The organism is Corynebacterium sp. Marseille-P8863 (assembly GCF_946902955.1).
GTDB classification, from domain to species: domain Bacteria; phylum Actinomycetota; class Actinomycetes; order Mycobacteriales; family Mycobacteriaceae; genus Corynebacterium; species Corynebacterium gottingense.
On record NZ_CAMPQC010000004.1, the window covers coordinates 1 to 24,263 of the forward strand.

Here is a 24,263-nt window from a genome sequence, read left to right on the forward strand (position 1 = left end):
TTGGGTGTGTCGGTGGTTGATGGCGGCGGGGAAACGCCCGGTCCCATTCCGAACCCGGAAGCTAAGCCCGCCCGCGCTGATGGTACTGCACTCGGGAGGGTGTGGGAGAGTAGGTTACCGCCGACCCAATAACTATAAATAATTGAATACTGTTTGTGCGCCCCGTCGGGTGGGACCTGTTGTTGGTCCATACCCGGCGGGGCGCTTTTTTCTATTCCCGCGCGGGGTGGGGGCTGCTGGCCCCCCGGCTGTTGATCGAGACGCACCCCGCGCTATTTGGCGCCCGCGGCGACACCGGACCGAGGGGGTTTACCGTTGGCGGTTGTCTACATGGGGCGAGCTCCATCTCCACCGACCGGGCACATGCGGCCAGGGCTTCTATCGGCGCAACCGTACAAATAGAGCTAGCTCCAAAGAGAGCCGCCGCGCCGAAGTTTTACAACCACCGCACCCACACACCTGGCACCGTTTCGCAACACTTGTTACCGCAGAGTGATCGGGGAGTTTCGTGAGGGGGCGGGGATCCCAGTGGTTTTACTCTGCCAGCCCAAGAGCGCAACTCGGCTAAACACCCGGGGCAAAGATTTCGCTGTTACCCTCGCCGCGCGATCGCCGGGCGTTGCTGTTGCCACCCGGTTCACGCGTGCTGGCGCACCGCCCAACCCCGCGTGCAGTCAGTAGGGCGGCTATTTGACGAGATCTCCGTGACGAAGATGCGAGACCGGGGGGACCGCGTGAACTCGTCATCCTTTTCTCGTCAACCGCACACAGCGTCCATCAAACTCACGCCATTCTCGTCAAACACGCGAAAGCTTCACCGGGCCGGACCGACAGCTCGCCGTCACACCCGCACCGGGAGAAGCTCAGAGCCCCGACGCGGCACCATCCCCAGCTGAAAGAAGGGCTGCGATGTCCGCGGAGTGGGAAAGCAGCCGATTTTCAAGAGCATGGATTACACGCAACGTCCACTGGTGCGCTCTCACAATATTGGCAGTGTGGCAACGCACTGAATCGATTCAGACGTGATTTGTCTCGCACACGCCTTGCACCTTTTGTAGATTGACAATTGACAGTCAGTTAACAATGCGATTGTCGGAAGCCAGCACACATTCTCTACCAATTGGAGTTTTAAGCTATGTTGAATAAGCGTTTCGCGGCCAGCGTTGTTGCTGGCTGCATGATCACCCCCGGAATTGTCGCGCCTTCGGCCAATGCGGTATCCGTCAAGGTGAGCGGTGGCACCTGCCACTTCACCTTCACTGCTCAGGAGCAAGAGCGGTACATGATGCCAAGCTCAAACACGACAACGCCGCAGGAGGCGAAGAAGGCCATCAAGGAGACAAAGGCAGCGCAAGCGCAGGAGCGAAAAGCTATTGCGGAGCTGAAGAAGACCGATCCCGCCGCCGCGGCAGAGCGCGAGAAGTTGTTCAAGGTTGGGGTTGAGGCCTACGAGAAGACCTTCCTTCCAGCTTTTCAAAAGTGCGCGGGCAGTGGTGGCTCCAATGCGCCGCAAAAGCCGAAACCCAAGCCGAAGCCCAAGCCGAAGCCAAAGCCGGGGACTCCGGGCACCGATGGCGGTTCCAGCTCTCAGGACGGCGGTAAGCCCGGAGATGCCGAGGGAAAGAACGCGCTGAGCGATGAGGACGGCAAGCTCAACGGGGCGGGGATCGGAGTCGTCTCGGCCGGCGTGATCCTGTTGGTGCTGGGCGGCGTTGCAGCTGCGCTTCCTTCGCTGAAGCCGATGCTGCCCGCTGAGATTGCGGCGATGCTGCCGTAGTGAGGTTCGCCTCGCCTGGAGTAGGGGCTCAGTAGAAGGCCGCGAGCTCGTGAGGGTTCGCGGCCTTTGGTGTGGCGGTGGCGTCGATAAGCACTTCGCCCCTGGCGGTGTCCGAGAGCAACAGACCCTATAATGAGTTGAACGCGAAAGAAAGGGCATTGATGTCGGAAAACGATAACCGGTCGTATAAGCGTGGTGGCCAGAACGGCCGTGGTGGCAAGCCGAAGCGTGGCCGCGATGACAAGCGTCGCGGTGGCCGCGGCGACAGGTTTGAGAAAAAGGTCCGGCATGATCGGTCGAACCCGTCACGGCAGGGGTTCCGCGAGGACCGGATGGCGCAGAAGATTTCCGAGCCGGATCTGCCGGATGGCATCGACATCAATGAGCTTGATCGTTCCGTGCTGCAGGACCTGCGCGTGCTGTCCAAGGACAACGCTAACCGCGTAGCGCAGCACATGGTGATGGCGATCGAGATGCTGGAGGACGACCCCAAGCTCGCGCTGCGCCACGCGCGTGCCGCGAAGAACCGCGCAGGCCGCGTGGGCGTGGTGCGCGAGACCAACGGAATCGTGGCCTACCACGCCGGTGAATGGAAGGAAGCGCTTTCCGAGCTGCGGGCGGCACGCCGCATGAGCGGCGGCCCCGGCCTGTTGGCCGTCATGGCAGACGCGGAGCGCGGCCTTGGCCGCCCCGAAAAGGCACTCGAGCTGGGGCGGACGCCGGAGGCTCGGCAGCTGGAGCCGGAAGACCGCGTCGAGCTGGCCATCGTGCTCGCAGGTGCGCGCCACGATCTTGGGCAGCACGACTCCGCACTGGCAACGCTGTCTCGCCTTGACCCGACGCTGCATCCTGAAACCTTCTCCGAGCTGCGTTTGGCCTACGCGTACGCAGATGCGCTGCTCTCCGTGCAGCGAGAGAACGAGGCCAAGGAGTGGTTCGCCGCTGTGGACAAGGCAGACGAAGACGGCATCACGGATGCGGACGAGCGTGTCCGCGAGCTGAGCTAGAACGAGCGCGACGAGACATGGACGGAAACACGACGCTACAAGCGCAGCACGACGCGCTTCTGCTGGATCTGGACGGCACGGTCTGGGAGGGCGGCCGGGCGATCCCGAACGCCGTCGAGGCGATCAACGCCTCCGGGTGCAAGGCAATCTACATCACGAACAACGCCTCTCGAGCGGCGAGCAGGGTCGCAGCAATGCTGCAAGACATTGGGCTCAACGCCGCCGAGGCCGACGTGCTCACCTCGGCTCAGGCCGCGCTCGGGCTGGCGGAGGACGTGCTCGAACCGGGGGATCCGGTGCTCGTGCTCGGCGCGCAGCCGTTCAAGGATCTCGTCCGTGACGCGGGGTACCAGGTCACGGATTCCGCCGACGACGCACCGAAGGCTGTGCTCCACGGGCACAACCCGGACACCGGGTGGGCGGAACTGTCCGAAGCCGCGTTGGCCATCCGCGCCGGCGCCGTCTACCTCGCGTCCAACATGGACACCACGCTGCCGATGGAGCGGGGCCTGATGGTAGGCAACGGATCGATGATCGCTGCGGTCACCTCAGCCACCGGCGTGACGCCACGGTCGGCGGGCAAGCCCGAGCCCGCGATGTTCCACCAGGCGGCAGAGCGCTTCGGGGCCAAGTCGCCGCTGGGCATCGGCGACCGCCTGGACACCGACCTGGCTGGCGGCGTCGCGGCGGGGATGCCCACGCTCCACGTGCTCACCGGCGTCTCCGGGCCGCTCGCGCTGCTCCAGGCCCCGCCGCAGCAGCGCCCGACGTACATCGGCGAAGATATGCGCGCGCTGGCGGCGGATCCCGCCACGCTGCAGCCCGGTGCGCAGGGCGGCTTCCAGGCGCGGATGGAGGGCGACGAGCTGGTCGTGGATGGGGGCGAGGAGGCGTCGACAAGCGTTCAGGCGCTGCGTACCGCCCTCGAGGTCGCCTGGGCGCAGCCCACCGGGCCGAGGAATGTGCGGGCGGCGTCCACGGAGGCCGAGGCCGCGCTGGCGAAGTGGTGGTAGCGTGCCCGCGCCGAAGCCACACGACCCGCGCACGACGCAGCACAGCCCCGCCGAAGTCACGCAGCGCGTGCAGGAGATTCTCGCCGAGCCCGTGCAATCGCTTGTCGACGAAGCGTCGCAGCTCACCCGCGCCCACGACGTCTTAAGCGACGCCCTACGCAACCAGTAGAAGGAGACTCAGACGTGGCACCTGGACGGAGGCGACTCGACGCCGAACTCGTCCGCCGCAAAATCGCGCGCTCGCGCGAGCAGGCGCAGATGTGGATCAAGGAAGGCAAAGTCATCGTCGGCGGCTTCCCCGCGACGAAGCCCGCCACCGTGGTGGAACCCGACGCTTCCATCAAGGTGGATGTGGCGGAGGAGGACGAGTGGGCGTCGCGAGGCGCGCACAAGCTCCTGTCCGCGCTGGAGGCGTTCGGGCCGCAGGGGCTCGACGTGGCGGGCAAAGTGGCGCTCGACGCGGGCGCATCGACCGGCGGCTTCACCGACGTGCTGCTCAAGCGCGGGGCGCGGGAAGTCATCGCCGTGGACGTGGGGTACGGGCAGTTGATCTGGCGGCTGCAGAATGATCCGCGCGTGCGGGTGCTGGACCGGACGAACATCCGCAACCTGACGCTCGAGCAGATCGGGCAACCCGCCGACCTCATGGTGGGCGATCTTTCCTTCATCTCCCTCAAGCTGGTGCTGCCCGCGATCGCGGCCTGCCTGGCGCCGGGGGCCGACCTGCTTCCCATGGTGAAACCGCAGTTCGAGGTGGGCAAGGACCGGCTCGGCCATGGCGGTGTCGTGCGCTCGAACGAGCTGCGCGCCGAGGTGACCGCGGACGTGGCCGCGTACGCGCAGTCGCTGGGGCTCAGCGTGAAAGGCGTCACCGCTTCTGGTCTTCCCGGCCCGAGCGGCAACGTAGAATACTTCCTATGGCTGGTCAAAGACGGCGGCGCCGGAGCACTGGATGCTGCGGCGCTGCGGGCCATGGTGGACACAGCAGTTGAGGAAGGACCGACACACACGTGACTGAGACCGCGCACCGGACAATCCTGCTCGTCCCGCACTACTACCGGCCCGAAAACATCTCTTCCGCTGCGGTCGCGGCGCGCCTGCTCACCGCCGCCGGCATCGGGGTTCGGCTGCTCACGTTGCGGGAGGACAGCCCTGTTGATGAGGACGCGGTGCTGCGCGACTTGGACCACGTCCAGCCCGGGCCAGACGCCGCGAAAGGCTGTGAGCTTGTCCTCGTCCTCGGCGGCGACGGCACCTTCCTCCGCGCCGCGAGCTTCGCGCACGCGCAGGACATCCCGGTGCTGGGCATCAACCTGGGCCACGTCGGATTCCTCGCAGAGGGCGAGTCGGAGAGCCTCGAGGCGGTGATCCAGCACGTCATTGATAAGACCTACCGTGTCGAAGAGCGCATGACTATCGACGTCATGGTGCGCGACGCAGACGACAACGAGCTGGGGCGCAGCTGGGCGCTCAACGAGTGCAGCATTGAAAACGCGAACCGCACGCAGGTGCTCGACGCCACGTTGGAGATCGACTTCCGCCCCGTGTCCTCGTTTGGCTGCGACGGTGTGCTCATCTCCACCCCGACCGGCTCGACCGCGTACGCCTTCTCCGCGGGCGGGCCCGTCATGTGGCCGGCGCTGGACGCCATCCTCGTCGTGCCGAACAACGCGCACGCGCTGTTTGCTAAGCCACTGGTGGTCTCGCCGCGGTCCACGGTTGCCGTCGAATCCGAACCGACGACGAGCGACGCCGTGGTAGTCATGGACGGCTTCCGCTCGATTGCAATGCCCCCGGGCTCGCGCGTGGAAGTGATCCGCGGCGCGCGCCCGGTACGGTGGGTGCGTATCGACGACCGCCCGTTCACCGACCGGCTGGTGAACAAGTTCCAGCTGCCGGTGTCTGGCTGGCGTGGCCCGCGCTACTCGTAGTCGCGGCTGCACGGGACGGATGTGAGGGAAGGGAGAAGCCATGCTGGCAGAGATTGCCATTAGCAACCTGGGCGTGATCTCGCACGCCTCTGCGGAACTGGCTCCGGGGCTCACGGTGCTCACCGGTGAGACCGGCGCCGGTAAGACCATGGTGGTCACCGGTCTGCGGCTCCTCACCGGAGGCCGCGCGGACGCGTCCCGCGTGCGCACCGGCGCCAAGGAGGCCGTGGTCGAGGGCGCGTTCAGCACCGACGGGCTTCCGGAGGACGTCCGCGTGCGCATCGCGGAGATCGCGGAGGGGGCCGGCGCGGCCGCCGACGAGAACGACGAGTACGTCGTCTCCCGCTCAGTCAAGGCGACCGGGCGGTCGAAGGCGCACCTCGGCGGCCGGACGGTGCCCGCGGCAACGCTGGGCGAGCTTTCCAATGAGCTGCTCACAATCCACGGGCAAAACGACCAGCTGCGCCTCATGTCGCCAGATCAGCAGCTCGCGGCGGTGGACCGGTTCGACCCGAAAATCGCCGGCAAGCTGGAGACCTACCGCACCGCGTACACGGCGTGGCGCAAGGCGGCGAGCGAACTCCGCGAGCGCACGGAGCGTCGACAGGAGCTGGCCCAGGAGATTGACCGGCTGCAGTTCGCCATCTCGGAGATCGACGAGGTCGCCCCGCAGGACGGCGAGGATACAGACCTCGTCGACACCATTAATCGCCTCCAGGACGTCGACGCGCTGCGCGAGGCGTCGCACACCGCGCTCGTAGCCATCGACGGCGCCGAGGCGGCTGGCGGGTACGGCGACGACGAGGAAGCTGCCTCCACGCTCGTCGGCCGCGCGGCGACCGCGCTGGACGGCGCGAGTGACAAGGCGCTGCAGGAGCTCGGCGCCAGGTTGCACGAGGTGGCGAGCATGCTTGGCGACGTCTCCGCGGAACTTGGCAGCTACGTCGCGGAGCTCCCGAGTGACCCGGACGAGCTTGAGCGGCTCCTCCAGCGCCAGCAGCAGCTCAAGGGGTTGACCAGGAAATACGCCCCCGACATTGCTGGCGTCCTGGCCTGGCGCGCCAAGGCTGCGAAGCGGCTCGAACGCATCGACACCTCCGACGAGGCCATCGAGCAGCTGAAGAAGCAGGTCGCGGAGGCGGAAGCCCAGATGCGCACCCGCGCCACCGCGTTGTCGAAGGCGCGGGCCAAGGCCGCCGCGGCGCTGGGCAAGGCCGTGACCGAAGAACTCCACGGCCTGGCGATGCCGAAGGCGCAGCTGACCGTATCCATTGACAGCACCGACTTCGGCCCGCGCGGCGCCGATGCGGCGGAGATTCGGCTTGCCCCGAACAGCGCGCTCGAGCCGAAGCCGCTGGCGACGAGCGCGTCCGGCGGTGAGCTCTCGCGCGTCATGCTCGCCCTCGAGGTGGTGCTGTCCGGCACCAGCGGGGGAGCGACGATGGTGTTCGACGAGGTCGACGCCGGCGTCGGCGGGCGCGCAGCGGTGGAAATCGGCCGCCGCCTTGCCCGGCTCGCCGCGCGCAACCAGGTCATCGTGGTCACCCACCTCCCGCAGGTCGCGGCCTACGCGGATACCCACCTGCACGTGGCAAAGGATGTCAGCGACGAGGCCGTCACCTCGGGCGTGCTGAGCCTGAGCTCCGCCGAGCGGATCGACGAGCTGGCCCGCATGATGGCCGGCCTGGACGACTCCGATACCGGCAAAGCCCACGCGAAGGAGCTGTTCGCAAGGGCGCAGCGCGAAGTGGAGGAATTGCGCCAGTAGCGCTCCCGCGCGCCTACCAGGTTCGGGCAGGTCACGCGTGCACAATATGACGCATGACTGTTGCTTCCCGGAACTCCGAATCCGCGCAGCCCGCGCTGACGGGCACGTTGCGTGACTGCAGGCCGAAAGGCAAGGGGCCGTCCCGCATGAGCGAGGGCGACATCGCGCTGGTTGATTCGGCGGACATGACTCGCCGCCAGGCTGAGGCGCTGCTCGCGCACCGGCCGAGCGCCGTGATCAACCTGTCCCGCTTTTCCACCGGCGCCATGCCCAACTACGGCCCGCATTTGCTTCTCGACGCCAACGTCACCCTCCTCGAAGCAACCGGAGGCGACGGCGCCCTGCGCGACGGCAAGAAGGTCCGCCTCGGCGAGGACGGCAGCATCACCGTGGGCAAGAAGCCCGCGGGGACCGCAGTGCCTGTGACGCGCGGCGACCTCGACGCCACGTTCGCCGAGGCGCAGCGCAACCTGGTCGAGCAGATGGAGGCCTACTTTGGCAACACCATCGAGTTCGTGCACGCGGAAGCCCCGTTGCTCATCGACGGCCTCGGCGCCCCGGACCTTGGCGAGTCCATGGCGGAGCGAAAGGTCGTGGTGGTGTCGCCCTGCCCGGACCTCCGCGATCGGCTGAAGGGGATCAAGAACTTCATGTCCGAGTTCACCCCGGTGATCGTGGGCGTTGGTCAGGCGTCGGACGTCCTCGTGGAGCTCGGTTTCGAACCTGACTACATTGTCGGAGATCCGACTGACGTGGCGTCGGAAAGCTTGCGCAGCGGCGCGCGCGTCATCCTCCCCGCCGAGCCGGACGGGTTTGCTCCGGGGCTGGAGCGCATCCAGGATCTGGGAGTGGGGGCGATGACCTTTCCGGCGGCGACGGAATCCCCGACGGACCTGGCGATCCTGTTGGCGGTGTTCCACGACGCGGAGATGATCGTGACCGTTGGTCAGGTCGTGGAGCTTGACCAGATTTTCGCCGCGCCCGAGTCGACGCCGCCCGAGGCGCTGCTCACCCGCATGAAGGCGGGACGCAAGCTGGTTGATTCCACGGTGGTGGAGCAGCTGTACGCGGTGCCGTCGAGTGGCGGGGTCGCGTGGGCGTGGGCGATCCTGGGGATCCTGGTGGCGATCGCGACCATCGTCCTCGTCGTCGGCCTGTATGGGCCGGGGGATTTCTCTGACAACCTGGTCAATACCTGGAACAGCATTGCGCTGTCCTTCCAGGACCTGATCGACCGCCTGACCAAGTAAAGGAGCCTGAACATGTCTGATGGAGGACGCACAAGCGGGCTTGTGGTGACCGGCCTGGGGTGGGGCATTGCGCTCGGCGTGGCCGCCGGCGCGCTGCTCATCGCGCCCGCGATGCATAACGACGGCCAGCCGCTTGGCCAGGACAACTCCGCGACCTCGAAGGAGGCGCAGCGCGCGGAGGCGTACGCCGACAACTCGGATACGCTGCTCGGTGAGCAGTCGGCGGCAATTGTGAAAGACGCGCTGAAAGATAAGCACGTGACGGTGATCCGCACCGAGGGCGCCTCCGATGAGGACGTGAAGGCGGTGCGCTGGCTGCTGGGAAAGGCGGGCGCCAAGGATTCCGGCGAGCTTGAGTTGGCATCAAAGTTCACGGATCAGGACTCGGCGGACGCGCTGTCGTCACTGATCGCAAACACCCTGCCCGCCGGGGCACAGCTGTCGGTGGAAGATCGACGGCCAGGCGTCCACGCCGGTGAATCGCTGTCCGCGGCACTGTTGGTTGATGCGGAGACGGGGGAGCCGCTCGCGCCCGCGGGCGACCGGCAGTTCGTCCTCGATGCGCTCAAGCAAGCGGGGTTTGTGCACTACAGCGGCGACCTTGTGCCCGCTGACGCGATCGTGATCGTGACCGGGGCCGCCGGAGACGACACCGACGAGGAAGGCGGCGTGGGCGCAGGCAAGGGCGCCCCGGACGAATTCGGCCAACAGCTGCTTGCAGACTTCGCCGACGCACTGGGCAAGACTGAGCCGACCGTGTTAGGCGTGCGCGAAATTGACGCGTGGCACGCACCGGAGCTCCAGCACGCGACCTTTGTGCAGGCCGTGGAGACGGAGGCGGGCCGCATCCGCGCGACGCTTGGTGCGGCAGGCTCGGCAACGTCCTAGGCTTACACCTATGGCTGAACAGATGGAACACACTTCGCCGCACGCGCACGAGTTCACGGTCGTTGACTCGGAACTGCTGCAGGAATCGCCCATCTTGGCGATGCGCCGAGACACGGTCACGATGCCCGGCGGGGCGCAGGCGTCGCGCGAGGTCGTCGAGCACTTCGGCGCAGTCGCCGTCGTTGCGCTGAACGATCGTAACGAGGTGGCCGTGGTGAAGCAGTACCGGCACGCTGTGCGCCACCGCCTGCTCGAGCTCCCCGCCGGGCTGCTCGACGTCGCCGGTGAGGACGAGCTGACCGGCGCCAAGCGCGAGCTTGTCGAGGAAGCCGGGCTCGAGGCCGCCAACTGGTCAGTGCTTGTGGACCTGGTGACCTCGCCCGGCTTCGCCGAAGAGGCCGTCCGGGTCTTCCTCGCCCGCGAGCTCCGCGAGGTCCCTCGCCCGCCCGCCGAGGAGGAAGAGGCGGATATGACGTTGACCTGGATGCCGCTGGAACAAGCGCGCGAGGCGGTGCTTCGCGGTGAGATCGTCAACTCCATCGCGATCGCGGGCGTGCTCGCAGCAAGCGAGGTGCAAGCCGGTCGCGCGACACCGCGCAGCACCGACGCACCGTTCGAGCTGCGCCCGACCTCGCTGGCAAAGCGCCGCGTCGCCGCAGGGATCACCCCGGACATGAAGCGCATCTAGTGCAGGCTCGCACCCTCGCCGAGCGCTGGTTGACCCACCTCATCGTCGAGCGCGGCGTGTCCACGCACACGGAGAGCAATTATCGACGCGACGTCAACCGCTACCTCACCTGGCTGGAGCGCGCCGGCATCACCGATCTCGCGGCAGTCAGCGCGCTGGACGTCGAGGCGTACGTGGCCGACCTCCGCCGCGGCGTCGACGGGACGAAGCCGCTGGCCACCTCCTCGGTAGCGCGGGCCCTGGTCGTGGCTCGGGGGCTGCACAAGTTCGGCGTGGCGGAGGGGGTCCTGCCGCGCGACGTGGCCGCCGAGGTGGCCCCGCCGCAGCAGGGCGAGCAGCTGCCGGACACGCTTTCTGTCGCGGAGGTCGAGTCGCTGCTTGACTCGTGCGCGGGCGATACCCCGGTTGGCGTGCGCGATCGCGCGTTGCTGGAGCTGCTCTACGCCACGGGCGCCCGCGTCTCCGAGGTGCTTGCACTCAACGTCGACGACGCGTCCGAGCTCGAGCCCGGCGCAGGGGTTCTCACCGTCACCGGCAAGGGCAATAAGCAGCGGCTGGTGCCGGTGGGCAGTCACGCGCAGGACGCGCTGCAGGCATACCTTGTGCGGGTGCGCCCGTCGTTTGCCACCGGAAAGTCTCACGCCCTGTTCCTGAACACCCGCGGCGGAGCTCTGTCGCGCCAAAGCGCGTGGACGGCGATCAAGCAGGCCGCCGAGCGGGCGGGCGTGCACAAAGACATCTCCCCGCACACGCTGCGCCACTCGTTTGCCACGCACCTTCTCGAGGGAGGGGCGGATGTGCGGACGGTGCAGGAGCTGCTGGGACACGCGTCGGTGACCACGACGCAGATTTACACCCACGTCACGGCGGAGAATTTGCGCGAGGTGTGGCGGCAGGCCCATCCGCGTGCGTGAGTCGGGGGCGGATCTCACCGTTGCCTGTGGATGCAGTGGCAGTGGTTGCCAGCATAACCGTGTAGATTGAGCGTTTTGCACGATACTCAAGGAGGTCCACGACCCGTGAATCTAGCTCGCCGTACATTTGCCGCGTGTGGCGTCGCCACGCTCTGCGCCGTTGGTGCGCCGCTCGCGTCAGCGCAGCTTCCCGAGGGCATCGACCCTGCGGAGGTGCAATCGATGATCCCGTCCGAGGTCACTGTCCGCGCCGGCGAGACCACCACCGTGGACCTCGGCGTGCCCGTGGATGCGAATTACTCCGGCGGCGGATGGACCGTCACTTCCAACGGCACTCAGGTCTCGGTCACCGCACCCGATGACCCTGGCGCCACTGCGAGCGTGCCCGCCAGCTCTGGAGGGATGAACGCGACCGTCAATCTGGTCGCCGTGGGCGATGACGAGGAGGCAATTGCCGACGACGCGTCGTCGGCAGGCGGCGCAGCCAGCGCCGACGATGATGCTTCCGGCAGCGAAGGCGGCAGCGGTGCGCGCGAGTTTGGCAGGTCCGGCGAGGATGGGGACGGCGAAAGCGCTGGGGATGCTGGGGATACGGAGGACTCAGGAGACTCAGGAGACTCAGGGGACTCAGAGGATTCAGCAGGCAGCGCCGGTAGCGGGCACAGCAGGAACGGCGGCGCGGCCGGCAGCGTGTCCCACCCGGACCGCACTAAGGCGGAGGAGGTGGACACTTCGGGCGCCAAGCGCTTCGAGTTCGACGGCGAGATTGACGGCAACACGCTCGTGGTGAAGGTGCCGTTGTCGCGCGCTGCGGACCTGATGAAGTACACCAAGACCGATACCGAGGGCGCAACGCTGCGCTACCTGGACGTCAACGGCCAGGTGATCAAGGGGGTCAAGCGCGACGTCGACGTGGCGAAGCGCACGCTGACCCTGACGTACCCGGAAGGCGAGACACCGGACAACCCGTTCATTATGGAAGTGGTGCGGGACGGCAAGGCCGAGTTCGTCGCCGTGATCACCGCGACCAATGCGCCCACGGAAGAGGCGAGCGGGGACGGGGAGAATCCGTATGGGGAGGCGTCGGCAAGCGATCAAGGCCCCAACACTGACTCGAACGGTGGCGGCTCGATTGTCCCGCTGATTATCGGCGGGGTTGCGCTGCTGGCGGCGATTGCGTTGATCATTGTGTTCTTTGTACGGCGGCGCGCGCGGGCCTAAACGGCGAAACAACAGTGTTGTAAGATGGGCGCGTCAAGCGTTACGGCGTGACGGGCTCGATTGGCGCAGAGACGGTGCCAGGCGACGGAAAGGCACGGAGAGGACCGACAATGGCAGACGACGCACTGTTCGACGCTTCCGAGGAGAAGACCTTCCTCACGGGGCGTCCGTTCCGCGAGTTTGCGGACCCGGCTCCGCTGGACAAGCACGGCCCGGCCACAGTGCTGTCCATGGTCAACCAGAAGGGTGGCGTGGGGAAGACGACCTCCACCATTAACCTGGGTGCGTGCCTGGCGGAGCAGAGCCGCAAGGTGCTGCTGGTGGATCTCGACCCGCAGGGCGCCCTGTCCGCGGGGCTCGGGGTATCGCACGACGAGGAGCAGGTCACCGTCTACGACCTGCTCTTTGACAACACCACGAGCATCCACGGCGCCATTCGCCATTCCAACGTCAGCGGGCTCGATCTCGTGCCGGCAAACATCGACCTCTCGGCCGCGGAAATCCAGCTGGTCAACGAGGTGGGGCGCGAGCACACGCTCGCGCGAGCGCTGCGCCCGGTGCGCAACGAGTACGACATCATCATCATCGACTGCGGCCCGTCCCTTGGCCTGCTCACGGTCAACGCTCTGGCCTGCTCGCAGGGGGTCATCATCCCGATGGAATGCGAGTACTTCTCGCTGCGCGGACTGGCCCTGCTGACGGACACGGTGGAGAAGGTGCGCGACCGCATCAACTTCGACCTGGACATCGTGGGCATCCTGGTTACCATGTTTGACCGGCGCACGACGCACGCCCGCGAGGTGATGGATCGCGTCGTGGAGGTCTTCGGGGACCGCGTTTTTGACACCGTGATTACGCGGACCGTCCGGTTCCCGGAGACCTCGGTCGCCGGTGAGCCGATCATCACGTGGGCGCCGCGCTCGCAGGGAGCGGAGCAGTACCGCAACCTGGCCAAGGAGCTGCTGGAGCGCACCGAAACCAGGACCTCGTAGGCCGGCGTGAGCGACCCGCACACCGGGGCAGAAGCGCGCGACGGAGCGCAAGCGAGTGGGCAGGCGGGCGAGCAGCCCGAGATCACCGGGTTCCGCCTCGTGCTCAACAACTTTGAGGGCCCCTTCGACCTGCTGCTCAACCTGATTAGCTCGAAGAAGCTGGACGTCACCGAGGTGGCGCTTGCAGAGGTGACCGATGAGTTCATCGCGTACACGCGGGCGCTTGGAGAGACCGCCGACCTGGACGAGATCACGGAGTTCATCCTCGTCGCGGCCACGCTCCTGGACCTCAAAGCGGCGCGCCTGGTGCCGCGTGGCGACGCCGACGAGATCGAGGACCTCGAACTGCTGGAGTCGCGCGACCTCCTCTTCGCCCGCCTGCTGCAGTACCGCGCGTACCAGCAAGTGGCCGACCAGTTTGCGCAGTGGCAGAAGCATGCCAGGCGCAGGTACCCGCGCGCGGTGTCGATGGAGCCACAGTTCGTGGACCTGCTGCCGCCCGTGCGCCTGGGACATACCCCGGCCAGTTTTGCGGAGCTTGCCGCCAGCGTCTTCCGGCCGAAGCCGCCCGAGGAGGTCGGCGTTGACCACCTGCACGCCGTGCAGGTCTCTGTGCCGGAGCAGGCCGGGCGGATTCTGGAAACGCTGAAGCTGGTCGGGGCGACGCAGTGGCTTTCTTTCGCGTCGCTGACCAAGGATTGCGCGCTGTCCATGGAGATCGTCGGCCGGTTTCTCGCGCTGCTCGAGCTGTACAAGGCGCGCGCCGTGGAGACGAAGCAGGAGGAGGCGCTGGGGCCGCTGGAAGTGTCGTGGACCGGGCTCGACGTGGACCCCGCGGTGGTCGCGGCAAGCAACTGGAGCTAGGCGGTGCTAGGTAGTGCGCGATGGGTGGGGGCGGGGAGGCGTCGATAAGCACTCGGCCCCTTACAATGTGCGACATGGACATGCCGATGGTCTCACAGCTGCGCTCGCGCGTGGAATCGATCCTGCTTGTGGTGGACAACCCCGTCGAGGCAGAAGACCTGGCGGGGGTGTTGGACGCGACGCGGGAAGACGTGGACGCGGTGCTGCGCGAGTGGGCCGGCGAGCTTGACGCGCGGGGCAGCGGGATCGAGCTGCGCGAAACGCAGGAGGGGTGGCGGCTCTACACGCGGCCGCACAACGCCGATGCGGTCGAGGCGTTCGTCCTGGACGGCACGCAAACGAAGCTGAGTCGCGCCGCACTTGAGACGCTCGCGGTGGTGGCGTACCGCCAGCCGGTGACGCGCGCGCAGGTCGCTGGCGTGCGCGGTGTCAACGTGGACGGGGTGATGCGCACGCTGACGCTGCGCGGGTTGATTGCGGAGGTCGACCCCGATGACGCCACTGGCGCGCACCGCTACGTCACCACGGAACTGTTCCTGGAGCTGCTGGGACTCGACTCGCTGTCGCGCCTGCCGGACCTGGCGCCGCTGTTGCCAGAGGTAGACGCGATCGAGGATGCGTGGTAGAACACCAAGTCCTGGTAGACTCTGCCACGAACTTGGGCGCACCGTTTTCGGTGGCCCGTACAACCCCAATACGTTTGCAAAGGATTCAGCATGACTCCTCCCGCTCGCCGAGACGGCACACCGGACAAGGGGAAGGACGAAACGTTCTACCCTTCGTACGCAAAGCCGGCGAAGAAGCAGCACGTCCGACTGGACAAGCGGCGCGAGAACGCCCGCAAGAACGAGCCCCACCCGTTGGAAGATAACTGGTGGGACGACGATGACAAGGGTGCCACGGGTGCCAAGAAGGCCCGGAAGCAGAAGTCCGAAGGCATTCGCCTGCAAAAAGTGCTCGCGCAGGCCGGCGTGGCGTCGCGCCGCCACGCGGAGGTGATGATTGACCAAGGCCGCGTGGAGGTCAACGGCAAGATCATCACCGTCCAGGGCACGCGCGTGAACCCCAATGTGGACATCATCCGCGTCGACGGCACCCGCATCAACGTCAACGAGGAGTTGGAGTACGTCGCGTTTAATAAGCCGCGCGGGGTGCACACCACGATGCGCGACGAGATGGACCGCATCTCCGTCGGCTCCTACCTGTCCGAGCGCACCGCGGCCGGGCAGCGCCTGTTCCACGTGGGCCGCCTCGACGCCGACACCGAGGGGCTCCTCCTATTGACCAACGACGGCGAGCTGGCCAACCGCCTCACGCACCCGAAGTACAAGGTGACCAAGACCTACTTGGCAACGGTGCTGGGCGAGGCCAAGGGCGACCTGGTGAAGAAGCTGAAGGAGGGCGTTGTGCTTGACGACGGCACCGTGACTGTAGACTACGCGCAGATCGTCGACGTGCACAACGGCCAGTCCATCGTCCGCGTGGAGCTGCACGAGGGCCGCAAGCACATCGTGCGCCGCATGCTCAAGGAGTGCGGCTTCCCGGTGCAGCGCCTGGTGCGCACCAAGGTGCACACCGTGCAGCTGGGAGACATGAAGCCCGGTTCCATGCGCGTGCTGAACTCTGCCGAGTTGGCCTCCTTGTACAAGGTGGTGGATATGTAATGGCTGACGCAACGCAGCTTTCGAACATGCCGGACGGCGGGCTCATTCTCGCCGTCGACGGCCCTTCCGGGACCGGCAAGTCCACCACCTGCCGCGCGCTGGCGAAGTCGCTGGGCGCGAAGTACGTGGATACGGGCGCGATGTACCGCGTGGCCACGCTTGCGGTGCTCCGCGCCGGAGTCGACCCGGCCGACACCGACGCGGTGGTGGCGGCGACCGCCGATCTGCCGCTCGAAGTCTCCGACGACCCAGATTCCAAGCAGGTGCTCCTCGGCGGCGAGGACGTCTCGGGCGAGATCCGCGGCCCGGAGGTTACCCGCAACGTCTCCGCCGTCTCCGCCATTCCACAAGTCCGCGTGAACTTGGTCGAGCTGCAGCGCAAGCTGGCCCGCGAGGCCCACCGCGCCATCGTAGAGGGGCGCGACATCGGGACGGTGGTGCTTGCCGACGCCCCCGCGAAGGCCTTCATGACCGCCTCGGCCCAGGTGCGCGCGCAGCGCCGCTACGACCAGGACATCGCCGCGGGACGCAACGCCGACTTTGACACCGTGCTCGCGGACGTGCAGCGCCGCGACGAGCTCGACTCGTCCCGTGCGACCAGCCCGCTGAAGCCCGCGGAGGACGCGGAGGTCATCGACACCTCCGAGATGACCCCCGAGCAGGTGCTTGACGCCCTGACCGGGCTGATTGAAAGGAGCGCGAAATGACACACCGCGAGGAACCGGAAACCCAGTTCATTCAGCCTGGGATCGACGCGTCCGGCTACGAGGACCTGGACCCCGCCGAGGTAGGTGCCGACGACGCGGAGTTCTACGACGCCGACTTTGACGTCAATGATTTCGACGACGCCGATTTCGCAGCCCCCGATTACGGCGAGGACAGCGAGGGCCCTGAAAACACGGACGACTACACCGACGAGGATTGGGCCGAGGTCGAAGAGGCCTTCGGCATCTTGCGCCCGAACGTGGTGGAGGAGAACCTGCCCACCGTGGCGATCGTCGGCCGTCCGAACGTGGGCAAGTCCAGCCTGGTCAACCGCTTCCTCGGCCGCCGCGAGGCCGTGGTGGAGGATCACCCGGGTGTGACTCGTGACCGCGTGAGCTACCTGGCCGAGTGGGGCGGGCGCCGCTTCTGGGTGCAAGACACCGGCGGCTGGGACCCGAACGCCCGCGGCATCCACGGCGCGATCGCCCGCCAGGCGGAGGCCGCGATGGAAACGGCCGACGTGATCGTCATGGTGGTGGACGCGCAGACCGCCATCACGGAGACGGATTCCGTGATGGCGCGCAACCTGCAGCGCTCTCCGGTCCCGGTGATCCTGGTGGCGAACAAGTTTGAATCAGAATCCCAGTGGGGCGACGCTGCCGAGTTCTACGGGCTCGGCCTGGGCGACCTGTGGCCCGTCTCCGCGCTGCACGGCCGCGGAGGCGCCGACGTGTTGGACGAGATTCTGCGCCTCTTCCCGGACGAGCCGCGCGCGAAATCCTCCATCACGGACGGTCCACGCCGAGTCGCGCTGGTGGGCCGCCCGAACGTGGGCAAGTCCAGCCTGCTGAACAAGCTGTCCAAGTCGCACCGCTCGGTGGTAGACAACGTCGCTGGCACCACGGTGGACCCGGTGGATGAGATGATCCAGCTGGATGAGCACCTGTGGAAGTTCATCGACACCGCTGGCCTGCGCAAGAAGGTGAAGAACGCGCAGGGGCACGAGTACTACGCCAGCCTGCGCACCCGCGGCACGATCGACGCGGCGGAGGTCTGCGTGGTGCTCATCGACGCCTCCGAAGAGATCTCCGAGCAGGACCAGCGCGTCATCTCCATGGTGCTGGAGGCAGGCAAGGCCATGGTCATCTGCTTTAACAAGTGGGACCTCATGGACGAGGACCGCCGCTACTACTTTGACCGCGAGTTCGACGAGATGATGGGGCACCTCCCGTGGGTGACCAAGCTCAACATCTCCGCAGACACGGGTCGCGGCCTGCACCGCCTCGAGCCGGCGATGGCGCAGGCGCTGGAGAACTGGGACAAGCGCGTCTCCACCGGCCAGCTGAACAACTGGCTGCGCGAGGCGATCGCGGCGAACCCGCCGCCAATGAAGAACAACCGCCTGCCCAAGCTGCTCTTCGCCACGATGGCGACCACCCGCCCGCCGACACTGGTGCTGTTTACCACCGGCTTCCTGGACGCCGGTTACCGCCGCTACCTGGAGCGTAGGTTCCGCGAGCAGTTCGGCTACCACGGCACGCCGGTGCGCATCGCCGTGCGCGTGCGCGAGCGCAACCCTCGCCGCCGCAAGTAGGGGCCGATAGCTTATCGACGCCCCCGCTCACCCCTCTTTCCCGTACACAAACGCGTCCGCGCGGTAGGGAAGAGGGATGCGCTGGCCGCGCTCGAAACCGAGGCGGTCGTGGAGGTACCAGTCCAGGTTGGCCACCATCTTTGCGCGCGTCTTCTCGTTGGCGCGCAGCCAGTACGAGCGCGAGGCCATAAGCTCGAAGCACTCGTCGGTGGTGACGATCTGCGCCCAGGTGTCGCGCACCTCGCCCTCCAGCGTCCACGGGGTTGCTACGTCGGGGTAGAACCCGGCGCGCTGGACGTCGCCGGAGTGCATGATGCGGCTTAAGCGCAGCACCCACGGGTGGTTGACGGCAAGGGTGTTCCAGCACAGCAGGAGCTTGCCGCCCGGGCTCGTGATGCGCGCGGCCTCCGCGCTCGCCGTCGCGGTGTCCACCCAGTGCCAGGTTTGCGCGCAAGTGACGGCGTCGACGGCGCCGTCGGCTAGCCCGGTTGCTTCGGCCGTCGCCCGCCAGGCGGGGACGTTGGGGAGCTTGTCCCGCAGGACGCGGACCATGTCCGCGGACGGGTCGCAGGCGAGGACCCGGCGCGTGGATTCGGAGTCGGCCCCGGCGCCGAGGAGCTCGGTGAGCTTGCCGGTGCCGGCGCCGACGTCCAGGATGCGGGTGCCGCCGGCGCGCTGGGGAAGGTCCGCGATGAGGGCTGGGACTGAGGGCGGGTAGGAGGGCCGGATGGCGTCGTAAAGCACTGCACCGCTGTTGAACGCACTGGCTGAGCTGCTGCGATGCTGTGCGTCGCGGAACGCTGGCTGCTGCTTCCCACTCGGCTTCATAATGGACTAATCTACCGATACGAATCTGGATGGAGGAACTATGGCAGCACGGCGCCTCGTGGCGCTGCTCGTCGCGGCGGGCCTGGCGCTGAGCAGCGCTGGTTGTGGGGGCGGTGAGCAGCTGGACGCCGTCGACGCCGACCTGATCGCGCCCTCCACTCCGCGGGACGAGGTCGCCGAGGTGCAGCCGTGGAGCAAGCCGGAGACGCAACGGCGCACGATCAAGGTGGGCCAGCGAGACCGGAGCTTCCTCTTGAGCCTGCCGGCGGGCGCGCGGGAGCGCTCGCGGCTCCCGCTGATCTTTGCGTTCCATGGGTACAGGGAGGACGCGGCGTCGATGCGGAAGTACTCGCAGCTCGATGGGGCGGACGCGATCGTCGTGTACATGGATGGCGTGGATCGGGCGTGGGCGCCCGCCCCGTACGCCAGGACGACCGGCGGGGACGACCTGGCGTTCGTGGACGCCGTGCGCGAGCAGGTGACAGGCGAATTCTCGGTGGACAAGGCGCGAGTGTTTGCCACCGGCCTGTCCAACGGGGGCGGGTTCGCCTCCTACGTGGGCTGCCAGCGCCCGCAGGATTTTACTGCGGTGGCGTCGGTGTCGGCGGCGTTCTACCAGCGCGTCTCGCAGGGGTGTTCCTCCATCCCGATTAAGCACGTGGACTTTCACGGCACGAACGACTCCGTGATGAGCTACTTCGGCGGCCAGCGCCACGACACGGCGTACGAGTCCGTCGAGGCAATGCTGGCGGAGGCGGCGGAGCGCAACCACTGCGACGCGGAGTACGTGGAAAAGCCGCTTTCAGACACCGTGACGGAGCTGCGGTGGGACGGCTGCGACGCGCCGTTGGTGCACTACCGTGTGGACGGCGGCCCGCACATTTGGCAGGGCGGCACGGTGGATTCGTCGCGGACGACCTCTGCAGGATTTGCCACACGAACGCAGCTGGCGTTTTTCGGCGTGCCGTTTGGCTCAGTGTCGGACCTGTAATGTGCACCAGGTGCCCTATGCTTTGGCATTGTGATGCAGAACTCTGACAACGCGACCAGGACGGCCATTGTGGTGTACAACCCGGTCAAGATCGACGAGAAAACGCTGCGCTCCCAGGTCGAGCGCTACGCGCAGGACGGCTGGCACATCGAGTGGGTGCGCACCACACCGGACGATTCCGGCGAGGCGGAGGTGGCCGCGGCGCACCACCCGGACGTCGAGCTTGTACTGGTGGCCGGCGGCGACGGGACGGTGCGCGAGATCGCCACGTCGCTTGCGGGATCCGGCATCGCGCTGGGCATCGTGCCGACCGGCACCGGCAACTTGCTCGCGCGCAACCTGCGCCTCGACCTCGGCCTCGAGGAGTCCGTGCGGCGGGCGTTTCGCGGGGAGCACAAGCTTATCGACGTCTGCCGCGCCAAACTTTCACGCCCCGACGGCTCCAACGAGCGTCTCGGCTTCGTGGTGATGGCTGGCGTCGGCCTGGACGCGCAGATGATCGCGTACACCGACGAGAGGCTCAAGAAGAAGATCGGTCCGTTGGCGTACGTCTCCGGCATTGCGAAGTCGCTGCGCGGCGGCAACCGGATCAAGGCGTCCTTCGTTGTGGACGGGGACCATACTCACTCGCAGCGGTTGCATACGCTGATCTTTGGTAACTGCGGAGAGCTGATCAATCAGGTCCCGTTGTTGCCTGAGGCTAGGCCGGACGACGGCGTCCTCGATGCCGTCGGCATGGCGCCGCGTGGTCCCGTCGGGTGGGCGAAAATCGGCCTCAACCTTGTGGTCAATAAGGCGGCGAAACTCCGCGGTCGGAAGCCTGATCCGGCGGTGGTGGAATTTGCGGACCTGCTGTACTCGCGGGGCAGCTACGCGCGGGCCGCGTTTGCAGAGCCGGAAATCTTCGAAGTGGACGGGGACCCCGTGGGTGAGGTGACGGCGGTGGAGATCTCCGTCGACGCGGGTGCGCTGAAGGTGTGCGTGTAGCCGGCTGCCGTTGTGACGAGGATCGCTCCCGCGGACCCTGTGTGACATAAGTGGCGGTGTTTCCTCTCCTGCGGGATACTGAGTGCGAACGTGGTTCAGCCTCGGCAGTAAGGAGATGATTGTGCGAGCATCGGTTGGTAGTTGCGCGGGCGCGGTAGTTGTCGGGCTCTCGCTGAGCGCGTGTAGTGCGTCGGAGGAAGTTCCGTCGGTGCCGGAGTTCCAGTTCACAAGCGGGACGTTGGCGATCGGAGAGTTTTCCAGCAGCTCTGTCGAGGGCAATCTGTTCGACCCGTGCACGGAGATTTCCCCGGAGGAGTACGAGGCGGCTGGCATACCGGATGTGCGGCCGGTACCGGCCGATCAACAAGTCACCGGATACAACTCGTGCGACACCGGTCTCTACGAGGACAAGGTCGGACAACGCCTCGTAATTTCCGGCGGGACCATGAGCGAAGCGGGATACAAGAGAACGTCGAAAAACCACCTGGAGTACCCAGAATCGGTCGTTCCCGGTTTGTACACCATCACCAGCGATTTGTCTGGCGTGTGCATCGCACAAGTCGATACGGTACGGGGCGGACTGAAAGTGCAGATGTCCGCCCAGGGAGTCGGGAGCGAAGATGTTGATAGCTGCCAAGTCGCGCGGGGGACAATTGAAGACCTATACAAGGCTGTGAACACCGACGAGGAGGAGCAGTAGATGAGTGCTAAAGATCGCCGACTACCCACAGCTTTCATGATCGCGCCGGCGTTCCTCGCCGTCTCGGCGTGCGGTAGCGATACAGAGGAACAATCAGCACCCGATGCGCCACCGGTATTCCATTTTGTCAGCGGAGACCTCGCAATCGGCGAGTTCTACTCAGATGAGGTAGAAGGCAACCTCTTCGACCCCTGCACGGGTATCTCAGCAGAGGAATACGCGGCCGCGGGGATTACCGGCGTCGAAGCCTTTGATAACGAGTTTGGCGACCCGAGCGTCGTCATGTCGTGCACCACCGCCGACCCGTCAGCGCAAGAGAGTCGGCGAATCATGATCTCGGCGGTAGGAGAGAACACAATCAAGTCGCTGGGTGGTGCCCAGATTGAACACCCAGACTCCACGATGCCGGGGCTCTATACGGTGAAGGAAGGCGCAAACGGTGGCTGCGCTGCGCAGGTGGATACCGAACGGGGAGCGCTCTCGATCAGTCGCTGGAAGTACAATGCCCAGGGCCAGGAGGACGAGGTGTGCCGCGCGGCGCAGAAAGAGCTCGAGGAGCTTTACGACGCCACGCAGCAGGCGTCGTAGCAGTGGATGTTTCCGCGGCATGTGGAAGGAAACAGTTCCCGCAAGGGGACTCAGAACCCCCAAACCCCCGTAAAGAAAATTGTCGGACTGACAGGATTTGAACCTGCGACCCCCACACCCCCAGTGTGGTGCGCTACCAAACTGCGCCACAGCCCGTCCGTTACTGCATTCGCGGTAACTCGGCTAGATTACAACACTGTCACTCGAAACGGAAAATTGCCAGGTCAGCGGGCAAACCTTGCTACTGCACATCGCCGTCCAGGTAGACCCACGCGCCGTCCTCGCGGACGAAGCGCGAGACCTCGCGCTGCACGCCGTCGGGGGAGTAGGCCGCGAACTCGACCACGCCCTCGGAATCGAAGAGTGAGCCGCCCTGGGAGCGCACAATCTGCAGGCGATTGAACGCAAGGCCCTCGGTGGGAAGCTCCGACAACGCCGGACGCGTTGCCTTCGCCCAGGTGGAGTGGAGGTAGTCCGCGAAGCCGCCCACGAAGGCGGTGTAGCGCGAGCGCATCAACGCCTCGGCGGTTGGTGCCTTGGCGCCCCGGTGGAGCGCGCCGCAGCACGCCGCGTAGGGCTTGCCGGTGCCGCAGGGGCACGGTTGCAGGTCCGCGATGCGCGGCTGTTGCCGCCTGACGCCCGCCACGTTAGCGCTGCTTGTCGCGCTCGCGGCGCTGCTCGACGGTGGCGGTATCTACCGTGGTCGTGATGTCGCCTGCGGCAATGTAGCCGTCGACGGTGGACGCGGCGCCGGCGGCGCGCAGCGTCTGGACCTGCTCGTCGGTGAGGTCGCCGTAGAGCGTGATGTGGCGGGTGAAGGTGGTGTCGGCGTCGTGGGTGACTTCCACGCGGACGTCGTCAAGCTTCATGCCCTTGGCCGCGCTCCTGATGGCCTGCGAGCACGAGGCCGCCAGCGCGGACATGAACAGGCCGGTGGACGTGACGCCCTGGCCCTTGCCGCCGGCGTTCTTCGCGCGGTCCGTGGTGATCTCGCGGTTCGAAGTGCGCACCACATCGCCGTACTTGGTGCCGCGGGCGGAGTAGGAGATCGCGTTGGAATCGCCAGTCGGCTCCGGGGTGAACTCCGGCACGATGTACTGCTGGGCCCACGAGCCGATGATGTCGGCGGCGCGCTGCGCGGTGCCCTGGCGCGTGAGCAGGTGATCGGCCTTGTCAAGCGCCATGAGCGACTTGGGGTAGCGGGTGAGCTGGAAGATGGTCTGGGCGTTGTCGATGCCCACGGTGACGTCGATAGGCGAGTGCACCAGCAGCAGCGGTTTACGGATCTTGCCCAGGTACTCCTCCGGGTTCGTCTCCGCGAGGTCTTCGAGGAAGTGGCGCGAGATGACCAGGTCGCGGCCGCCCAGCGTGACGTGCACCGAGCCGCTGCGGTCCGCCTCGCCGATCTTGTCGGCGTAGTGCAACACGGAGTGGGCGGGATCGAAGGGGGCGCCGACGGTGGCCACCATCTTGAGCATCTTCTTCAGCTCCGGGCGCGTCGCGGCCTTGAGCGTTGCCGCGCCGCCGAGCGAGTGCCCCATAATGAGCTGCGGGGCGGTGTAGTTCTCCTCCATCCACTGCGCCACGGCCACGATGTCATCAACGTTTTGGTTAAACGAGGTCTCGGCGAACTCGCCCTTGGACTGACCCAGGCCGGGGAAGTCGAAGCGCACGGTGGCAATCCCGTGCTCCGTCAGGCGCTTGGAAATACGCGATGCGCCGGGGGTGTGGCGGGAGCCCGCGAAGCAGTGCGCGAAGATGGCGTACGCCTTCGCCGGGCCGTCCGGACGGTCCATCGTTGCGGCAAGCTCCACGCCCGTGGAGGACGGAATTTTCAGGTTGAGAGATTTCATGTCGCGGACTTCCCCTTGTGTGTGGTTGATTCGCGCTGCT

At 66.5% G+C, this 24,263-nt stretch carries 25 protein-coding genes, 1 tRNA gene and 1 rRNA gene; 23 read left to right on the forward strand and 4 right to left on the reverse strand.

Annotated elements, in window-relative coordinates:
• Positions 1–8: 8 nt before the first annotated feature.
• The 19 genes from rrf (at position 9) to der (ending at position 18,276) form a co-directional block, all read left to right on the forward strand.
• Positions 9–126, forward strand: a 5S ribosomal RNA gene (gene rrf, locus OVO38_RS03930).
• 1,051 nt (positions 127–1,177) lie between these two features.
• Positions 1,178–1,777 (forward strand): hypothetical protein, encoded by a 600-nt coding sequence (locus OVO38_RS03935; RefSeq protein WP_267207802.1) that lies wholly within the window; start codon positions 1,178–1,180, stop codon positions 1,775–1,777.
• 161 nt (positions 1,778–1,938) lie between these two features.
• Positions 1,939–2,784 carry a hypothetical protein gene (locus OVO38_RS03940; protein ID WP_267207803.1) on the forward strand — a complete coding sequence of 282 codons (846 nt, stop codon included), beginning with the start codon at positions 1,939–1,941 and terminating at the stop codon, positions 2,782–2,784.
• Between the two features lie 17 nt (positions 2,785–2,801).
• Positions 2,802–3,797 carry an HAD-IIA family hydrolase gene (locus tag OVO38_RS03945; RefSeq protein WP_267207804.1) on the forward strand — a complete coding sequence of 332 codons (996 nt, stop codon included), beginning with the start codon at positions 2,802–2,804 and terminating at the stop codon, positions 3,795–3,797.
• A gap of 1 nt (position 3,798) precedes the next feature.
• Positions 3,799–3,966 (forward strand): hypothetical protein, encoded by a 168-nt coding sequence (locus OVO38_RS03950; protein WP_233125703.1) that lies wholly within the window; start codon positions 3,799–3,801, stop codon positions 3,964–3,966.
• Positions 3,967–3,980: 14 nt separating this feature from the next.
• Complete coding sequence (locus tag OVO38_RS03955; protein WP_239216807.1) at positions 3,981–4,811, forward strand: TlyA family RNA methyltransferase; 831 nt, start codon at positions 3,981–3,983, stop codon at positions 4,809–4,811.
• A complete protein-coding gene (locus OVO38_RS03960; protein WP_095547083.1) occupies positions 4,808–5,728 on the forward strand; it encodes an NAD kinase in 921 nt (306 codons plus the stop codon). The genes OVO38_RS03955 and OVO38_RS03960 overlap by 4 nt, the downstream gene beginning before the upstream one ends.
• A gap of 40 nt (positions 5,729–5,768) precedes the next feature.
• Entirely contained in the window at positions 5,769–7,496 is a 1,728-nt protein-coding gene (gene recN, locus OVO38_RS03965; protein ID WP_267207805.1) for a DNA repair protein RecN, read from the forward strand.
• 53 nt (positions 7,497–7,549) lie between these two features.
• Positions 7,550–8,746, forward strand: a complete 1,197-nt coding sequence (steA, locus tag OVO38_RS03970) for a putative cytokinetic ring protein SteA (protein WP_095536104.1) — start codon at positions 7,550–7,552, stop codon at positions 8,744–8,746.
• A 12-nt stretch (positions 8,747–8,758) separates the two neighbouring features.
• Positions 8,759–9,634 carry a copper transporter gene (locus tag OVO38_RS03975; protein ID WP_095536105.1) on the forward strand — a complete coding sequence of 292 codons (876 nt, stop codon included), beginning with the start codon at positions 8,759–8,761 and terminating at the stop codon, positions 9,632–9,634.
• Between the two features lie 10 nt (positions 9,635–9,644).
• The gene (locus tag OVO38_RS03980; RefSeq protein WP_279629699.1) at positions 9,645–10,322 is read left to right on the forward strand and encodes an NUDIX domain-containing protein; all 678 of its coding nucleotides are present in this window, start codon (positions 9,645–9,647) and stop codon (positions 10,320–10,322) included.
• Positions 10,322–11,236: a site-specific tyrosine recombinase XerD gene (gene xerD / locus OVO38_RS03985; protein ID WP_144717010.1), complete on the forward strand. Its 915-nt coding sequence runs from the start codon at positions 10,322–10,324 to the stop codon at positions 11,234–11,236. Before OVO38_RS03980 ends, xerD begins: the two co-directional genes overlap by 1 nt.
• Before the next feature lie 105 nt (positions 11,237–11,341).
• The gene (locus OVO38_RS03990) at positions 11,342–12,457 is read left to right on the forward strand and encodes a hypothetical protein (protein ID WP_267207806.1); all 1,116 of its coding nucleotides are present in this window, start codon (positions 11,342–11,344) and stop codon (positions 12,455–12,457) included.
• 110 nt (positions 12,458–12,567) lie between these two features.
• Positions 12,568–13,449, forward strand: a complete 882-nt coding sequence (locus tag OVO38_RS03995) for a ParA family protein (protein WP_267207807.1) — start codon at positions 12,568–12,570, stop codon at positions 13,447–13,449.
• A gap of 81 nt (positions 13,450–13,530) precedes the next feature.
• A complete protein-coding gene (locus OVO38_RS04000) occupies positions 13,531–14,313 on the forward strand; it encodes a segregation and condensation protein A (protein ID WP_233125709.1) in 783 nt (260 codons plus the stop codon).
• A 65-nt stretch (positions 14,314–14,378) separates the two neighbouring features.
• Entirely contained in the window at positions 14,379–14,939 is a 561-nt protein-coding gene (gene scpB / locus OVO38_RS04005) for an SMC-Scp complex subunit ScpB (RefSeq protein ID WP_416358573.1), read from the forward strand.
• A gap of 90 nt (positions 14,940–15,029) precedes the next feature.
• Entirely contained in the window at positions 15,030–15,977 is a 948-nt protein-coding gene (locus OVO38_RS04010; RefSeq protein WP_095536110.1) for a pseudouridine synthase, read from the forward strand.
• Positions 15,977–16,684 carry a (d)CMP kinase gene (gene cmk / locus OVO38_RS04015; RefSeq protein ID WP_095536551.1) on the forward strand — a complete coding sequence of 236 codons (708 nt, stop codon included), beginning with the start codon at positions 15,977–15,979 and terminating at the stop codon, positions 16,682–16,684. Before OVO38_RS04010 ends, cmk begins: the two co-directional genes overlap by 1 nt.
• Positions 16,681–18,276, forward strand: a complete 1,596-nt coding sequence (der, locus tag OVO38_RS04020; RefSeq protein ID WP_267207809.1) for a ribosome biogenesis GTPase Der — start codon at positions 16,681–16,683, stop codon at positions 18,274–18,276. Before cmk ends, der begins: the two co-directional genes overlap by 4 nt.
• Before the next feature lie 27 nt (positions 18,277–18,303).
• Here the strand turns inward: der and OVO38_RS04025 are convergent, their stop codons facing one another.
• Entirely contained in the window at positions 18,304–19,104 is an 801-nt protein-coding gene (locus tag OVO38_RS04025; protein WP_267207810.1) for a class I SAM-dependent methyltransferase, read from the reverse strand.
• Between the two features lie 40 nt (positions 19,105–19,144).
• Here OVO38_RS04025 and OVO38_RS04030 point away from each other — a divergent pair, with 40 nt between their 5' ends.
• The 4 genes from OVO38_RS04030 to OVO38_RS04045 all read left to right on the forward strand — a co-directional run bounded on the left by OVO38_RS04030 (position 19,145) and on the right by OVO38_RS04045 (position 22,370).
• Positions 19,145–20,095 carry an alpha/beta hydrolase family esterase gene (locus OVO38_RS04030; RefSeq protein ID WP_267207811.1) on the forward strand — a complete coding sequence of 317 codons (951 nt, stop codon included), beginning with the start codon at positions 19,145–19,147 and terminating at the stop codon, positions 20,093–20,095.
• A 33-nt stretch (positions 20,096–20,128) separates the two neighbouring features.
• On the forward strand, positions 20,129–21,082 hold the full coding sequence (locus OVO38_RS04035) for a diacylglycerol/lipid kinase family protein (RefSeq protein ID WP_267207883.1): 954 nt from the start codon (positions 20,129–20,131) through the stop codon (positions 21,080–21,082).
• A 208-nt stretch (positions 21,083–21,290) separates the two neighbouring features.
• A complete protein-coding gene (locus OVO38_RS04040) occupies positions 21,291–21,782 on the forward strand; it encodes a hypothetical protein (protein WP_267207812.1) in 492 nt (163 codons plus the stop codon).
• Positions 21,783–22,370 (forward strand): DUF3558 family protein, encoded by a 588-nt coding sequence (locus OVO38_RS04045; RefSeq protein WP_267207813.1) that lies wholly within the window; start codon positions 21,783–21,785, stop codon positions 22,368–22,370.
• A gap of 82 nt (positions 22,371–22,452) precedes the next feature.
• Here OVO38_RS04045 and OVO38_RS04050 read toward each other — a convergent pair.
• From OVO38_RS04050 to OVO38_RS04060, 3 genes are all read right to left on the reverse strand, one after another.
• A tRNA-Pro gene (locus OVO38_RS04050) sits at positions 22,453–22,526 on the reverse strand.
• Between the two features lie 85 nt (positions 22,527–22,611).
• On the reverse strand, positions 22,612–23,016 hold the full coding sequence (locus OVO38_RS04055; RefSeq protein WP_267207814.1) for a YchJ family protein: 405 nt from the start codon (positions 23,014–23,016) through the stop codon (positions 22,612–22,614).
• Between the two features lies 1 nt (position 23,017).
• Positions 23,018–24,223, reverse strand: coding sequence for an alpha/beta fold hydrolase (locus tag OVO38_RS04060; protein WP_095553681.1), 1,206 nt, complete (start codon positions 24,221–24,223; stop codon positions 23,018–23,020).
• Positions 24,224–24,263: the final 40 nt, after the last annotated feature.